This is a genomic window from Pararhizobium sp. DWP1-1-3, assembly GCF_049896125.1.
Taxonomy (GTDB): domain Bacteria; phylum Pseudomonadota; class Alphaproteobacteria; order Rhizobiales; family Rhizobiaceae; genus Pararhizobium.
The window spans coordinates 25774-40943 of sequence record NZ_JAFCTR010000018.1 but is presented as its reverse complement, the minus strand read 5'-3'; the positions used below and the strand labels follow the sequence as shown (position 1 = coordinate 40943).

Here is a 15170-nt window from a genome sequence, read left to right as displayed (position 1 = left end):
GGGCACGATCAGGCCACCGTCGACATGTCGGAGCAAAGCTCTACCAGGCAGCCGTTCAAATCGCGGACATAGCCGACTGTCTGTCCCCACGGTTTCGCCTCGGGAGGCTTGACCGGGGTGGCTCCTGCGGCCTTTGCCCTGTCCCACGCCGCTTGCGGATCGTCACAGATGAGGGCAATCTCGAAGCCTGCCGCTAGGTCGCCCTTGCGGCCGGGGCGGATGGCCAGACCATTCGTCTCCGCCATTTCCTCGCCGGCGAAAGACAAGGTAACTGCCCCTGTTTCCATCTCGGCGTAGAGCTTGCTTTCGTGCAGGAACCTCAGCTTGAGGCCAAAGGCTGTTTCATAGAACGCGATGGCTGCGGTCACATCCGGCACGTAAAGGATAGTATATCCGAACCTTACGGTCATTTGTCTCTCTCTGCATTCTATAGTGCAGCCTGATCATGGTGGACAAGGATGGGCTAGTCTTGAACAAATCGGACATCAATCGCGAATTGTCACCAGTGTAAGGTCAGGCAGCCGGGTCGGCGAAATGCCGCCCAAGCGGCGAAACACCCGGTTCATATGTGGCTGATCGGAAAACCCGGCTTCCAGCGCTGCATCGGCAGGGCTCAGGTGATGATCGCGCAACAGCCGCAGTGCGCGATGAAACTGCAGGATCTGCGCAAATGCCTTGGGCGGGAGGCCGGTGGCCTCGATCATAATGCGCCGCACAGTGCGATCGGCGATGTCATGCATTCGGGCAATTTCCCCAATGCGCAACCGCCCACTGGACGCGTGAAATGCGCCGAGAACCTCGCGCGTTCGAGGCGGGAGCCTGTAATTGCTTTGGGCGTTTCGCCGATGAACGAAACCGATCAGGCGATTGAGCAATTCTTCCCTGCACACTGCCGGCAGGCAGATCGCGGCAAGTTCAGGACAGGCGCCAAGCGCTGCATCACCAACCAGGTTGCGATCGCGAAGACTGGCAGGTTCAAGTCCCAGTATCTTGAAAAAGGAACCGGGACGAAGCCGGACGCCCGCAAATCCCATGCCAGACACTATCGGAACATCATAATATCCGGTCGCCGGGCCGGTCACCACCGCCGTCACCTCCCGGATTGGGCGTTCGCCACCCTGGAACCTGAGAATGATATCGCATCGCCCGTCAGGCAGGACGCGATATTCTCCCGACCGATCGCTGAGCGACGACCAGACCGATTCGATCCCGGCATTCAGGTCAGTCAGTTCGGGTCGTTCGGCGTAGCGCGAGGAAAGTGTCATCTGGGCCTGAAGAGCAACGGAAACTGGCATAAGGTTTGCGGCGATCACGCCGCACAGCACACACCGTCCCCCTTACCGCCACCCTCGGAACAACAATGTCATCTGCGAATGACGCAGACGCCGGATTCCCAGGAGCAGGCGCGGCCGGTGGTCGAGGGAGTGACGCGGATGATCTTCGGGCGTGCGGCAGGATAGTTCATGCCTGTGTCGCCGGAATAGTATCCGTAACCGCTGCGCTCCGAGTGGAAATAGGTGCCGTTGCCGGGATCGGTCCAGGCGGAGAGGCCGCCGAAATAGGTGCCGCCATTGGCATGCGACGGGAAACCGTCATCGCCGTAGGACCGGTTCCGATCGTTTTGGCGCTGGCCACGATACTCCCGCACCGGCAGGGTGGGATCGTAACGGTCACGTCCATATCTCGGTTGGAAATGGCCGCGATTGGCCTGGCGCCGGTCGAACTGGAACCTGTCATGGCGGCGATCGTAGCGATATCCGCGATCCCGCCAGTCGCGCCGGTAATAATGGCGATCGGCCGTTACGCCGGAAATGGCTTCCTGGCGTCCGCGATGTGGGTGCTGGTCCTGCAACCGTTCGAAATGCGGCCGGCGCACATGGTTTCTCTCGCCGTTGCGATCACGCGCCTCGGCGAAACCGGCGACCGAAATGATCATGGCAAGCGCCGCTATCAAGACTTTCGTCGCATTCTGAATGCTGATTGGACGCATTTCGCGCGGCCCTCCGGATGGTTCTTAACAAATCCTTAACGGGCAATGTGGGGCAGATGCCCGCAAAAGTCACGGATGACGCTGAATTTTCACGGCTTATCGTTAACGTTGCAGCGAAATCGATTCGGCACGGCGCCACATTTTCGTCTAATCGATTAAATTGATTTTGCAGTGCAAACACACTTGTCGTTCATCAATATGGTGATTAAACGTCGGCTGACTAAATTGCGCACAATCAGGTGCAATACCGGATGAAAATAGTCCAGTTTTTGGGCATCTTTCCGGATCTTCCGTGAGGTTCAGATGACGAATGTCACCAAAAGCCGGCCGCTCTCGCCGCATCTACAAATCTATAAGCCCATTCCCACGATGGTTATGTCCATTGTGCACCGCATCACGGGGTGCGCTTTGTATTTCGGTACCGTCCTCGTCGCCTGGTGGCTGATCGCCGCCGCCAGCGGTCCTGAATATTACGACTGGGCCATGTGGGCCTTCGGCACCATCATCGGCCAGCTCATTCTGTTTGGTTATACCTGGGCGCTGGTGCATCATCTGTTCGGCGGTCTCAGGCACTTCGTCTGGGATCTGGGCTACGGCTACGAAAAGCATTTCGCGACCAAGCTTGCCATTGCCAATCTGATCGGTTCGGTCGCCGTGACCGTATTGATCTGGATCGTCGGCTACGCGGTTCGCTGAGAGGATAAGAATTCCATGGATATGCGTACTCCCCTCGGCAAGGTTCGCGGCCTCGGTTCGGCCAAGGAAGGCACCGATCATTTCTGGCGCCAGCGGCTGACGGCCGTTGCCAATGTGCCGCTGATCATCTTCTTCGTGCTGTTCCTGATCAAATATGCCGGCGCTCCCTATGCCGAGGTCGTCGTTGCCCTGTCGAACCCGTTCGTGGCGGTGGTCATGGGGCTGGTGGTGATCTCCGGCCTGATCCACATGAAGCTCGGCATGCAGGTCGTCATCGAGGACTATGTCCACAACGAAGGCGCCAAGATCGTCCTCGTCATGCTCAATACGTTTTTTGCGATCGCAGTTGGCGGGCTCTGTCTTTTCGCCATCCTGAAGATCGCGTTTGCAGGGTAATTCAAATGGCACCCACTTCCTCGCCGCTCATCAACGGCCACGCCTATGACTATGTCGACCATGCCTATGACGTGATCGTCGTCGGCGCCGGCGGCGCCGGACTGCGCGCCACGCTCGGCATGGCCGAGCAGGGTTTTAAGACGGCCTGCATCACCAAGGTTTTCCCGACGCGTTCGCACACGGTCGCAGCCCAGGGCGGTATCGCCGCATCGCTGACCAACATGACGCCCGACAGCTGGCAGTGGCATCTCTACGATACGGTCAAGGGTTCCGACTGGCTCGGCGATGTCGATGCCATGCAGTATCTGACCATGGAAGCCCCGAAAGCGGTTTACGAGCTGGAACATTACGGCGTTCCCTTCTCCCGCAATGCCGAGGGCAAGATCTACCAGCGGCCGTTCGGCGGCCATATGCAGAATTACGGCGAAGGCCCACCGGTACAGCGCACCTGCGCCGTGGCCGACCGTACCGGCCACGCCATCCTGCACACGCTCTATGGCCAGTCGCTGAAGCACAATGCCGAATTCTTCATCGAATATTTCGCGCTCGACCTGATCATGTCGGATGACGGCAGCCGCTGCACCGGCGTTGTTGCCTGGAACCTCGACGACGGCACGATCCATCGCTTCTCCGCCAAGATGGTGGTTCTGGCGACCGGCGGTTATGGCCGCTCCTATTTCTCGGCGACGTCAGCCCATACCTGCACCGGCGACGGTGGCGGCATGGTGGCGCGCGCCGGCCTGCCGCTGCAGGACATGGAATTCGTCCAGTTCCACCCAACCGGCATCTACGGCTCAGGCTGCCTGATCACCGAAGGTGCGCGCGGCGAAGGCGGCTATCTCGTCAATTCCGAAGGCGAGCGCTTCATGGAGCGTTATGCGCCATCGGCCAAGGACCTTGCCTCACGCGACGTGGTTTCCCGCTGCATGACGCTGGAAATCCGCGAAGGCCGCGGCGTCGGCAAGAACAAGGACCATATCTACCTGCATCTCGACCATCTCGATCCGGCCGTTCTGCACGAGCGCCTGCCGGGCATTTCCGAGAGCGCCAAGATCTTTGCCGGTGTCGACGTGACGCGCGAGCCGATCCCGGTTCTGCCGACGGTCCACTACAACATGGGCGGCATTCCGACCAACTATTGGGGTGAAGTGCTGAATGCCGACGGTGAAAATCCCGAGCGCGTCCTGCCGGGCCTGATGGCTGTCGGCGAAGCCGGCTGCGCCTCGGTGCATGGGGCAAACCGCCTGGGTTCCAACTCGCTGATCGACCTGGTCGTCTTCGGCCGCGCCGCTGCGATCCGCGCCGGCGAAGTCATCGATCGCGCTTCGCCGATCCCGGCGATCAACGAAAAGGCCTGCGAAAAGATCATGACGCGCTTCGACAAGCTGCGTTATGCCGATGGTTCGACGCCGACCGCCGTGCTGCGTGAAAAGATGCAGCGCACCATGCAGGACGATGCCGCCGTGTTCCGCACCCAGGAATCGCTGGAAAGTGGCTGCAAGCGGATGAGCGCCATCTGGCAGGAACTGAGCGACGTCAAGGTCACCGACCGCTCAATGATCTGGAATTCCGACCTGGTCGAAACACTGGAGCTGGAAAACCTGATGGCCAACGCCATCGTCACGGTCTATGGCGCCGAAGCCCGCAAGGAAAGCCGCGGCAGCCATGCGCGCGAGGATTTCGTCGACGGCCCGTTTGCCGGCCGCGACGACGTCAACTGGCGCAAGCATACGCTGTCCTGGGTGAACGAGGCCGGCGAAGTCCGCCTCGACTACCGCCCGGTTCACACCGAACTTCTGCAGCCGGGCATCGATCCGAAAAAGATCGAGCCCAAGGCACGTGTGTATTGAGGGTGCTTGTGGCAGGATAGTACGTAGGAAAGATCCGCGAAGGACCCTGATATGGGTGAAATGAACATCAGAATTGAAGACGACCTGCGGACGAGGATCGAGGATTTGGCGAAGAGCAATGCACGTTCGCTCGACGAAGAAATTTCCGACCTTCTGACAAAAGCCGTCAACAATGAGCGTCCGCAAGAGAGCTTTGCCGACATAGCGCGACAGATCGCTGCAATGACGCCGAAGAACGTAGTGCAAACAAGCAGCCTGGAGATGCTCAGAGAGGATCGCGATCGTTGATCTTCGTGGTTGATGCCTCCGTTGCCGTGATGTGGTTCATTGAGGAAATGGGGCACGACAAAGCTGTGGCGCTTGCCGAAAATGGGAACGTGCTGATTGCCCCGGACCTGATCTTTCCAGAGGTCGGCAACGTGTTGAGACGGAAAGTGCGACAGGGCCTGATATCGGAAACCCAGGCATCGATGGCGGTGCGTAGACTTCCGGAGGCTTTCAGGCGGATCGTGCCGTGTGCGGATTTGAACGAGATTGCCTTTGCCATGGCATCGAAGCTCGATCATTCGGTCTACGATGCGATTTACCTGGCATGTGCGATGACAGCGCCGGTTGGAAGGCTAGTCACGGTGGATGAAAAGTTCAGAGCCAAGGCCACCGCTGCCGGTTACGGCGATAAGATTTTGAATTTGGACGCAGCTTACGCGCTGGTCACGACGTCACAGGAAAACGATAATGGTTGAACTCGCTCTCCCCAAGAATTCGACGATGACCGAAGGCAAGGTCTGGCCGAAGCCGGCTGGTGCCACCAATACCCGCGAGCTGCGCATCTATCGCTGGAGCCCGGACGACGGCAAGAACCCATCGATCGACACGTTCTACATCGATGTCGACGATTGTGGCCCGATGGTTCTGGATGCGCTGCTCTACATCAAGAACAAGATCGACCCGACGCTGACGCTGCGCCGCTCCTGCCGCGAAGGCATCTGCGGTTCCTGCGCCATGAATATCGACGGCACCAATACGCTGGCCTGCACCAAGGGCATGGACGAGGTGAAGGGTACGGTGAAAGTCTACCCGCTGCCGCATATGCCCGTCGTCAAGGATCTGGTGCCGGACCTCACCAATTTCTACGCCCAGCACCGCTCGATCGAGCCCTGGCTGAAGACGGTTTCGCCGACGCCGGCCAAGGAATGGAAGCAGAGCCACGAGGACCGCCAGAAGCTCGACGGCCTCTACGAGTGCATCTTGTGCGCTTGCTGTTCCGCCTCGTGCCCCAGCTACTGGTGGAATGGCGACCGCTACCTCGGCCCGGCGGTTTTGCTGCAGGCCTATCGCTGGCTGATCGACAGCCGCGACGAAGCCAAGGGCGAACGCCTCGACAATCTCGAAGACCCCTTCCGCCTCTACCGCTGCCACACGATCATGAACTGCGCCCAGACCTGTCCGAAAGGTTTGAACCCGGCCAAGGCGATCGGCGAGATCAAGAAGATGATGGTGGAGCGCCGCGTCTAGTTTTGGTTGTTGCTTAACGCAGGCGATACGGGGCGGGGCCTCAACCCCCCTCTGTCACTGCGTGACATCTCCCCCTCAAGGGGGAGATCATTCTTTTCCGAGATTTTGCCCGGTGCTCGCAAATTCTTTTGTCAGGAGAGCACAACGTCTACGGTTGATCTCTCCCCCCCCCCCCACTTCTTAAGGGGGAAATGTCGGCGTCGCCGACAGAGGGGGCAAATGCCGCACGTGCTGAAAGTGCGCCAGACAGGTTTCAGGCATCCTCGCCATCCGGCAACCTCCCGGCGCATGCGGCCAGACCGTTTCAATCATGCCACAGGTCTTAAAGAATCGGCGCCATCTTGATTTTAAAGTTAGTTTTAAGCTAATTCCGCCTATATTCCCCTGGACAACGCGTTAGCAAAGATGATCGGGAGCTTAAACATGCGGACAATACATGCGGTGGCGGGACTGGCCGTGGTGCTGGCGCTGGCTGGATGTCAGAGGACGTCCATGACCGATTTCAGTGGCAACAGCACGTCGCCGTCTCCTGTGCAGGCGCAGCCTGTGCCGACCGTTTCGTCCGGCCAGCTGGCAGCTCCCGGTGATACTTCGCAGTTTCCGGCAGCTCCGGTCAGCGGCACGGCCGCAGTCGGCGGCGTGCAGACACCCGGCGGTACCGAGGTTGCGGCGGCGACCAATGCGCTTGATGTCACCAAGGAATCGATGGTCGGCAACTGGCGCGTCTCGAATGCCGGAGCCTCCTGCGACATGTTCCTGACGCTGACCAATCTCGGCAGCGGCTCGCGCGGCGGTACGCGCGGTTGCGCCGGAGAACTGACGGCGATGGGCTCCTGGGAAGTGGCCGGCAAGCAGGTCGTGCTCAAGGATCGCAACGGCAATCCGCTGGCGCGCCTGTTCAAGACGGCCGATGCCCGCTTTGACGGCTCGACCAACGGCGGCCAGTCGGTCAGCCTCAGCCGCTAATCATCAGCCCGGCATCAGCCGGGTTTTTTCTTGCCGTCGTTTCCGACATAAGACCGGTAAAGCGCGTGCCCAATCCGCAAGACAGTATTTCGCGAAAACTCGAAGCCATGATCGTGGCGGGAACGCTGACGCGTGACCCGGCGCAGCTCGTCATCGCCAAGCGCCTCGATCATCTGTCCTCGGAACTCGCCGCCAGCCGTGCCCAGCGCAAGTCGAATGCGCTCGGCTGGCTGTTTGCCTCGCGCAAGAACGAGCATCCGCCGCTGAAGGGACTTTATCTCTACGGCGGCGTCGGGCGTGGCAAGACCATGCTGATGGACCTGTTTTTCGAGACGGTGCCAATCCAGCGCAAGCGCCGCGCGCATTTCCATGAATTCATGGCCGACGTGCATGAGCGCATCTTCAAGCACCGGCAGAAGCTGAAGAACGGTGAGACGCGCCAGGCCGATCCGATGCCGCCGGTGGCGGCGGAGATTTTTGCCGAGGCCCGCCTGCTGTGCTTCGACGAGTTTTCCGTCACCGATATTGCTGATGCGATGATCCTGTCGCGGCTGTTTTCCGAGCTGTTTTCCAAGGGCTGCGTGCTGGTGGCGACGTCGAATGTCGAGCCGGGCAATCTCTATAGGGATGGTCTCAATCGCGGCCTGTTCCTGCCGTTCATCGACCTTTTGAAAGCGTATGCCGATATCGTGCCGCTGGATACGACGACGGATTACCGGCTGGCAAAGATCGAGGGCCTGCCGGTCTGGTCGTCGCCGCTCGGACCGGAAGCCGATGCCGAACTCGACAATGCCTGGAAACTGGCAACCGCAGGTTTGACGGTGACCTCCGCTGAGGTGGCCTTCAAGGGACGCAAGATCGTCGTGCCCAAGGCTGCCGGCGAGTGTGCGCGGTTTTCCTTTGCCGATCTCTGCGAAAAGCCGCTCGGGGCCGCCGATTATCTCGCCATCCTTTCGCATTACCGGACGATCTTCGTCGAGCAGATCCCGCATCTGGGGCCTGAGCGGCGCAACGAGACCAAGCGTTTCATCATGCTGATCGACACGATCTACGATCATGGCGCCCGGCTGTTTGCCTCGGCTGCATCTGCGCCGATCGATCTGCTGACGGCGAAAAAAGGCACGGAAGGGTTCGAGTTCGATCGCACCGTGTCGCGCCTGATCGAGTTGCAAAGCAAGGAATATGCCGCAAACCACCACGCAAATTCCACTATCTTATGACACATTGACGACGCATTATATTACGTTTACGTAAGAATTTTATGATCTAACCGATTGAAATTGCTCTGTTCAAAAGTATCGGTTGATATTTTAGTTTTTGAAGTTTAATTCGTTGCGCCGAAGGTTTGCCATAGCTCGCGCTCAAGGCGCCACGTCAGGCCTTGTCAGATTTGGATCGCAAAGGAAGCACTTTCATGGCGCGCAACAAGATCGCACTTATTGGTTCTGGAATGATTGGTGGCACGCTGGCGCATCTCGCCGGCCTGAAAGAACTGGGCGACATCGTCCTGTTCGACATTGCCGACGGCATTCCGCAGGGCAAGGGTCTCGATATCGCTCAGTCCTCTCCCGTCGAGGGCTTCAATGCCAACCTCACGGGTGCCAGCGACTATTCCGCAATCGAAGGCGCCGATGTCTGCATCGTCACCGCCGGTGTTGCCCGCAAGCCGGGCATGAGCCGCGACGATCTGCTCGGCATCAACCTCAAAGTCATGGAACAGGTCGGTGCCGGCATCAAGAAATATGCCCCGAACGCCTTCGTCATCTGCATCACCAACCCGCTTGACGCGATGGTCTGGGCGCTGCAGAAGTTCTCCGGCCTGCCGAAGAACATGGTCGTCGGCATGGCCGGCGTTCTCGACAGCTCGCGCTTCCGCCTGTTCCTTTCGCAGGAATTCAACGTTTCCGTCCAGGACGTCACTGCGTTTGTTCTCGGCGGACATGGCGATACGATGGTGCCGCTTGCCCGTTACTCGACCGTTGGCGGCATTCCGCTGACCGATCTGGTCAAGATGGGCTGGGTCACCAAGGAACGCCTCGAAGAAATCATTCAGCGCACCCGCGACGGCGGCGCCGAAATCGTTGGTCTGCTCAAGACCGGTTCGGCTTACTACGCTCCGGCTGCCTCGGCGATCGAAATGGCTGAATCCTTCCTCAAGGACAAGAAGCGGGTGCTGCCGGCCGCCGCCTATCTCAACGGCCAGTACGGCGTCAAGGACATGTATGTCGGCGTGCCCACGATCATCGGTGCCGGCGGCATCGAGCGCATCATCGAAGTCGAATTCAACAAGGCCGAGCAGGAAGCCTTCGAAAAGTCCGTCGCGTCGGTGGCGAGCCTTTGCGAAGCCTGCATCGCCATCGCGCCGAGCCTCAAGTAATTGCCGTTCGGCTTAAACAGGAAGTTTCCCCATGAACATTCATGAATATCAGGCCAAGGCTCTGTTGAAGACCTTTGGCGCTCCGGTCGCGGAAGGTGTCGCCATCTTCTCGGCGGAAGAAGCCGAAGCGGCTGCAAAGTCGCTTCCAGGCCCGCTCTATGTCGTCAAGAGCCAGATCCACGCCGGCGGCCGCGGCAAAGGCAAGTTCAAGGAACTCGGCCCGGATGCCAAGGGTGGCGTTCGCCTGGCGTTCTCCATCGACGAAGCCAAGGCGCATGCCAAGGAAATGATGGGCAACACGCTGGTGACAGCGCAGACCGGCGAAGCCGGCAAGCAGGTCAACCGCCTCTACATCGAAGACGGTGCCGACATCGCCCGCGAGCTTTACCTCTCGCTGCTCGTCGACCGTTCGGTCGGCCGCGTAGCCTTCGTGGTCTCCACCGAAGGCGGCATGGACATCGAGGCTGTCGCCCACGACACGCCTGAAAAGATCCACACCATCGCCATCGATCCGGAAACGGGCGTGACGGATGCGGATGTGGCCGCGATCTCCAAGGCTCTTGAGCTTTCGGGCGCTGCTGCCGAAGACGCCAAGTCGCTCTTCCCGCTCCTCTACAAAGCCTTCAACGAAAAGGATATGGCGCTGCTGGAGGTCAACCCGCTGATCGTCATGAAGAACGATCATCTGCGCGTTCTCGACGCCAAGATGTCGTTCGACGGCAACGCGATCTTCCGTCACGACGACGTCAAGGCGCTGCGCGACGAGACCGAGGAAGATGCCAAGGAAATCGAAGCCTCCAAGTGGGACCTCGCCTACGTGGCGCTCGACGGCAATATCGGCTGCATGGTCAATGGTGCTGGTCTTGCCATGGCGACGATGGACATCATCAAGCTCTACGGCAAGGAGCCGGCAAACTTCTGCGACGTCGGCGGCGGCGCCGGAAAGGAAAAAGTTGCGGCGGCCTTCAAGATCATCACGGCCGACCCGAAGGTCGAAGGCATCCTCGTCAACATCTTCGGCGGCATCATGAAGTGCGACGTCATCGCTGAAGGTGTCGTCGCTGCCGTGCAGGAAGTCGGCCTCAAGGTTCCGCTCGTCGTGCGCCTCGAAGGCACCAATGTCGAGCTCGGCAAGAAGATTCTGAACGAGTCGGGTCTCGCGATCACGGCGGCAGACGACTTGGACGATGCGGCCAAGAAGATCGTCGCGGCGATCAAAGCCTAATTTGAAGGACCCGAACTTATGTCTATTCTCGTCAACAAGAATACAAAGGTCCTGGTTCAGGGCCTGACCGGCAAGACCGGCACTTTCCACACCGAACAGGCGCTCGCCTACTACGGCACGCAGATGGTTGGCGGTATCCACCCGAAGAAGGGTGGCGAAACCTGGACCGGTTCGAAGGGCGAAAGCCTGCCGATCTTTGCGACGGTCGCTGAAGCCAAGGAACGCACCGGCGCTGATGCATCGGTGATCTACGTTCCGCCGGCAGGTGCCGCCGACGCGATCATCGAGGCGATCGAAGCCGAGATCCCGTTCATCACCTGCATCACCGAAGGCATTCCGGTCATGGACATGGTGCGCGTCAAGGCTCGCCTCGACCGCTCCAAGTCGCGACTGCTTGGGCCCAACTGCCCGGGCATCCTGACCCCGGAAGAATGCAAGATCGGCATCATGCCGGGCTCGATCTTCCGCAAGGGTTCGGTCGGCATCGTTTCGCGCTCCGGCACGCTGACCTATGAAGCCGTGTTCCAGACGTCGAACGAAGGTCTCGGCCAAACGACCGCTGTCGGCATCGGCGGCGACCCGGTGAAGGGCACCGAATTCATCGACGTGCTCGAAATGTTCCTCGCCGACGAAGCCACGACCTCGATCATCATGATCGGCGAAATCGGCGGCTCGGCTGAAGAAGACGCGGCACAGTTCCTGATCGACGAAGCCAAGAAGGGTCGCAAGAAGCCGATGGCAGGCTTCATCGCCGGCCGGACGGCTCCGAAGGGCCGCACCATGGGGCACGCCGGCGCTGTCGTTTCCGGCGGCAAGGGCGATGCGGAATCGAAGATTTCGGCCATGGAAGCGGCCGGCATCAAGGTATCGCCTTCCCCGGCGCGCCTGGGCAAGACGCTGGTCGAAGTCCTCAAGGGCTGAGACGGTCCATATTGATAACGTGACCGGGCTTCCCATTGCGGATGGCCCGGGCTGCCCCATTTGAAGACGTGACGGCGCATTCGGCGCTTTCGACAATGCGGTTTACCGGGTGCCCACACCCGGCAGAATTAACAAGTCAGGAGGCGGACGGACAGGTCCGCAGAGCACCATGGCACGGCAAGAAGCCAACGAGCAATTTCAGCTGACTTCATTCCTCGACGGAGCGAATGCCGGCTATATCGATCAGCTCTATGCGCGCTACGAAAACGATCCGTCGTCGGTCTCCGGCGAGTGGCAGTCGTTCTTCAAGGCGCTGCAGGAGCAGCCCGAAGACGTCATCAAGGCCGCCAAGGGCGCTTCCTGGAAGAAGCCGCACTGGCCGATCCCGGCGAGCGGCGATCTGGTCTCGGCGCTGGACGGCGACTGGGGCACGGTCGAAAAGGTCATCGAAAAGAAGGTGCAGGCGAAGGCCGAGGCAAAGGCCGTCGAAACCGGCGTTGCCGCAGCGCCCGCCGACGTTCACCAGTCGACCCGCGACAGCGTCCGCGCGATCATGCTGATCCGCGCCTACCGCATGCGCGGCCACCTTCATGCCAAGCTCGATCCGCTGGCGATTGCCGCGCCGGTCGACGACTATCATGAACTGTCGCCGTCGAACTACGGTTTCGGCCCGGAAGACATGGACCGCCCGATCTTCATCGACAACGTGCTGGGCCTCGAATACGCCACCCTGCGCGAGATCGTCGATATCCTCGAGCGTACCTATTGCTCGACACTTGGTGTCGAGTTCATGCACATCTCCGATCCGGAAATCAAAGGCTGGATCCAGGAACGCATCGAGGGTGTCGACAAGGGCGTCGATTTTACGCCGGAAGGCAAGAAGGCGATCCTGCAGAAGCTGATCGAGGCCGAAGGTTTCGAGCAGTTCATCGACGTCAAGTACAAGGGCACCAAGCGTTTCGGTCTCGACGGCGGTGAATCGCTGATCCCGGCGCTCGAACAGATCATCAAGCGCGGTGGCCAGGAAGGCCTGAAGGAAATCATCCTCGGCATGGCCCATCGCGGCCGTTTGAACGTCTTGACCAACGTCATGGGTAAGCCGCACCGCGCGGTGTTCCATGAGTTCAAGGGCGGCTCTGCCGCTCCGGACGATGTCGAGGGCTCGGGCGACGTGAAGTACCATCTGGGTGCCTCCTCGGACCGCGAGTTCGACGGCAACAAGGTGCATCTGTCGCTGACGGCCAACCCGTCGCATCTGGAAATCGTCAATCCTGTCGTCATGGGCAAGGCCCGCGCCAAGCAGGACCAGATGGCAAAGATCTTCGAAGGCGACGTCATTCCGCTGTCCGAGCGGGCGCAGGTCATGCCGCTGCTGCTGCATGGCGATGCCGCCTTTGCCGGCCAGGGCGTCACGGCCGAAATCCTCGGATTGTCGGGCCTGCGCGGTCACCGCGTTGCCGGCACCGTGCATTTCATCATCAACAACCAGATCGGCTTCACCACCAATCCGGCTTTCTCGCGCTCGTCGCCCTATCCGTCCGACGTTGCCAAGATGATCGAAGCGCCGATCTTCCACGTCAATGGCGACGATCCCGAAGCGGTTGTCTACGCTGCCAAGATCGCCACCGAATATCGGATGAAGTACCACAAGCCTGTCGTCGTCGACATGTTCTGCTACCGCCGCTTCGGCCATAACGAAGGCGATGAGCCGTCGTTCACGCAGCCGAAGATGTACAAGGTTATCCGTGCCCACAAGACGGTCGTGCAGATCTATGGCGAACGCCTGATCGCCGAAGGCCTGATCTCCGAAGGCGAACTCGAAATGATGCGGGCCGACTGGCGCGCGCGTCTGGAGCAGGAATTCGAGGCCGGGCAGTCCTACAAACCGAACAAGGCCGACTGGCTGGACGGCGTCTGGTCGGGGCTTCGTGCTGCCGACAATCAGGATGAGCAGCGCCGCGGCAAGACCTCGGTGCCGATGAAGGTGCTGAAGGACGTCGGCCGCAAGCTGTCGGAAGTTCCGGCAGGCTTCCACGCCCACAAGACCATCCAGCGCTTCATGGACGGCCGGGCCAACATGGTCCAGACCGGTGAAGGCATCGACTGGGCGATGGCGGAAGCGCTCGCATTCGGTACGCTCTGCGTCGAGGGCACCAAGATCCGCCTGTCCGGCCAGGATTGCGAACGCGGCACGTTCTCGCAGCGCCATTCGGTTCTCTACGATCAGGAGACCGAAGACCGCTACATCCCACTTGCCAACCTGGCGCCGACCCAGGCCCGTTACGAAGTCATCAACTCGATGCTGTCGGAAGAAGCCGTACTGGGTTTCGAATACGGCTATTCACTGGCCCGTCCGAACGCGCTGACCCTCTGGGAAGCCCAGTTCGGCGACTTCGCCAACGGTGCACAGGTCATCTTCGACCAGTTCATCTCGTCGGGCGAACGCAAGTGGCTGCGCATGTCCGGTCTCGTCTGCCTGCTGCCGCATGGCTATGAAGGCCAGGGTCCGGAACATTCCTCGGCCCGCCTCGAGCGCTGGCTGCAGATGTGCGCCGAAGACAACATGCAGGTCGCCAACGTCACGACACCGGCGAACTATTTCCACATCCTGCGCCGGCAGACGAAGCGCGACTTCCGCAAGCCGCTGATCATGATGACGCCGAAGTCGCTGCTGCGCCACAAGCGCGCCGTCTCTTCGCTGTCGGAAATGGCGGGCGAGACCTCGTTCCACCGTCTGCTCTGGGACGATGCCGAGGTCATCAAGGACGGTCCGATCAAGCTGCAGAAGGACGCCAAGATCCGCCGCGTCGTGCTCTGCACCGGCAAGGTCTATTACGATCTGCTCGAGGAACGCGAAAAGCGTGGCATCGACGATGTCTATCTGCTGCGCGTCGAACAGCTCTATCCGTTCCCGGCCAAGGCGCTGATCAACGAACTCTCGCGCTTCCGCCACGCCGAAATGGTCTGGTGCCAGGAAGAGCCGAAGAACATGGGTGCCTGGTCGTTCATCGACCCGTATCTGGAATGGGTGCTTGCCCATATCGATGCGAAGTACCAGCGCGTGCGTTACACCGGCCGTCCGGCTGCCGCCTCTCCGGCGACGGGCCTGATGTCCAAGCATCTCGCCCAGCTTGCCGCATTCCTCGAAGACGCCCTCGGGGGCTGAAAAACGGGAGGCTGAAAGGCCTCCCTCTTTTTGCCTCACAGAAACAGACACCCGATCAACGGACGACA

The 15170-nt window shown here is 60.2% G+C and carries 15 protein-coding genes; 12 read left to right on the top strand and 3 right to left on the bottom strand.

The features are described 5' to 3' along the window. Nucleotides 1–8: 8 nt before the first annotated feature. From ACP7BS_RS25915 to ACP7BS_RS25905, 3 genes are all read right to left on the bottom strand, one after another. Nucleotides 9–410, bottom strand: coding sequence for a VOC family protein (locus ACP7BS_RS25915; RefSeq protein ID WP_426240377.1), 402 nt, complete (start codon nucleotides 408–410; stop codon nucleotides 9–11). Between the two features lie 75 nt (nucleotides 411–485). Next, on the bottom strand, nucleotides 486–1295 hold the full coding sequence (locus ACP7BS_RS25910; RefSeq protein WP_426240376.1) for a helix-turn-helix domain-containing protein: 810 nt from the start codon (nucleotides 1293–1295) through the stop codon (nucleotides 486–488). A gap of 68 nt (nucleotides 1296–1363) precedes the next feature. Then, entirely contained in the window at nucleotides 1364–1990 is a 627-nt protein-coding gene (locus ACP7BS_RS25905; RefSeq protein ID WP_426240375.1) for a hypothetical protein, read from the bottom strand. A 303-nt stretch (nucleotides 1991–2293) separates the two neighbouring features. On the opposite strand from ACP7BS_RS25905, the gene sdhC reads away from it, so the two are divergent. From sdhC to ACP7BS_RS25845, 12 genes are all read left to right on the top strand, one after another. Then, nucleotides 2294–2686: a succinate dehydrogenase, cytochrome b556 subunit gene (sdhC, locus tag ACP7BS_RS25900; RefSeq protein ID WP_426233469.1), complete on the top strand. Its 393-nt coding sequence runs from the start codon at nucleotides 2294–2296 to the stop codon at nucleotides 2684–2686. A 15-nt stretch (nucleotides 2687–2701) separates the two neighbouring features. Beyond that, nucleotides 2702–3082: a succinate dehydrogenase, hydrophobic membrane anchor protein gene (sdhD, locus tag ACP7BS_RS25895; RefSeq protein ID WP_426128122.1), complete on the top strand. Its 381-nt coding sequence runs from the start codon at nucleotides 2702–2704 to the stop codon at nucleotides 3080–3082. A 5-nt stretch (nucleotides 3083–3087) separates the two neighbouring features. Next, nucleotides 3088–4932 carry a succinate dehydrogenase flavoprotein subunit gene (sdhA, locus tag ACP7BS_RS25890; protein WP_426128120.1) on the top strand — a complete coding sequence of 615 codons (1845 nt, stop codon included), beginning with the start codon at nucleotides 3088–3090 and terminating at the stop codon, nucleotides 4930–4932. Nucleotides 4933–4983: 51 nt separating this feature from the next. Beyond that, entirely contained in the window at nucleotides 4984–5220 is a 237-nt protein-coding gene (locus ACP7BS_RS25885) for a FitA-like ribbon-helix-helix domain-containing protein (protein WP_426233475.1), read from the top strand. 5 nt (nucleotides 5221–5225) lie between these two features. Next, nucleotides 5226–5675: a type II toxin-antitoxin system VapC family toxin gene (locus ACP7BS_RS25880; protein WP_426240446.1), complete on the top strand. Its 450-nt coding sequence runs from the start codon at nucleotides 5226–5228 to the stop codon at nucleotides 5673–5675. Next, the gene (locus ACP7BS_RS25875; RefSeq protein WP_426128118.1) at nucleotides 5668–6447 is read left to right on the top strand and encodes a succinate dehydrogenase iron-sulfur subunit; all 780 of its coding nucleotides are present in this window, start codon (nucleotides 5668–5670) and stop codon (nucleotides 6445–6447) included. Before ACP7BS_RS25880 ends, ACP7BS_RS25875 begins: the two co-directional genes overlap by 8 nt. A gap of 423 nt (nucleotides 6448–6870) precedes the next feature. Further along, nucleotides 6871–7413: a protease inhibitor Inh/omp19 family protein gene (locus tag ACP7BS_RS25870; protein ID WP_426240374.1), complete on the top strand. Its 543-nt coding sequence runs from the start codon at nucleotides 6871–6873 to the stop codon at nucleotides 7411–7413. A gap of 107 nt (nucleotides 7414–7520) precedes the next feature. Next, a complete protein-coding gene (gene zapE / locus ACP7BS_RS25865) occupies nucleotides 7521–8633 on the top strand; it encodes a cell division protein ZapE (RefSeq protein ID WP_426240445.1) in 1113 nt (370 codons plus the stop codon). Between the two features lie 194 nt (nucleotides 8634–8827). Continuing rightward, entirely contained in the window at nucleotides 8828–9790 is a 963-nt protein-coding gene (gene mdh / locus ACP7BS_RS25860; RefSeq protein ID WP_068955315.1) for a malate dehydrogenase, read from the top strand. A 31-nt stretch (nucleotides 9791–9821) separates the two neighbouring features. Next, nucleotides 9822–11015 carry an ADP-forming succinate--CoA ligase subunit beta gene (gene sucC, locus ACP7BS_RS25855; RefSeq protein ID WP_426128111.1) on the top strand — a complete coding sequence of 398 codons (1194 nt, stop codon included), beginning with the start codon at nucleotides 9822–9824 and terminating at the stop codon, nucleotides 11013–11015. 18 nt (nucleotides 11016–11033) lie between these two features. Beyond that, entirely contained in the window at nucleotides 11034–11936 is a 903-nt protein-coding gene (sucD, locus tag ACP7BS_RS25850) for a succinate--CoA ligase subunit alpha (protein ID WP_426233478.1), read from the top strand. Between the two features lie 169 nt (nucleotides 11937–12105). After that, on the top strand, nucleotides 12106–15102 hold the full coding sequence (locus ACP7BS_RS25845) for a 2-oxoglutarate dehydrogenase E1 component (protein WP_426240373.1): 2997 nt from the start codon (nucleotides 12106–12108) through the stop codon (nucleotides 15100–15102). The last annotated feature ends 68 nt before the right edge of the window (nucleotides 15103–15170 follow it).